We start from the raw sequence: 466 nt of genomic DNA, 5'->3' as shown, positions 1-466 counted from the left end.
GACTTGATTTGTGATGAATTCCAAAATGTTGTGGGGGATTTGTTGATCAGACACCGCAGCATATGCGATATCCTCTCTAAGCTCTCCGAGTCGTCATGCCGGGTCAATCGGGCTCTTATTAAATCAGTTACAGATTGTGGATGTGTATCGATCGAAGCCAACAAAATTCAGGTACCGGAAAGCATTGAATCCTTCGAAGAATTGAAAGGTTACCTTGACGATCATCTCCGCGGTGAGCTTTGCGCCAATTGTGAAGACGTCATCACCACCGAGTTAGGCAAACTGTTCTTTTATTCCGCAGCCTTGTGCAATACCCTCAATATCAACATGTATGATGTATTTCTCAAAGAATACAAAAAAGCCAGCACCCTGGGTGTTTTTAACATGACCTGATGCCGGCCTTTATAATTTGCTAACCAATAACCGCCTTACAGGCGGTTATTCAGCTTGTTGACTTTGTCAACAA

At 43.3% G+C, this 466-nt stretch carries 1 protein-coding gene; it reads left to right on the top strand.

Going from position 1 to position 466, the window contains the following annotated elements:
• On the top strand, window positions 1–393 hold a 393-nt coding region (locus B3W37_RS04175), incomplete at its 5' end, for a nucleoside triphosphate pyrophosphohydrolase family protein (RefSeq protein WP_483174865.1).
• Window positions 394–466: the final 73 nt, after the last annotated feature.

It is taken from the genome of Syntrophomonas sp. UBA5494 (assembly GCF_002426325.1).
The sequence above is the reverse complement of the archived record's forward strand: the minus strand, read 5'-3'. Positions and strand labels throughout refer to the sequence as shown.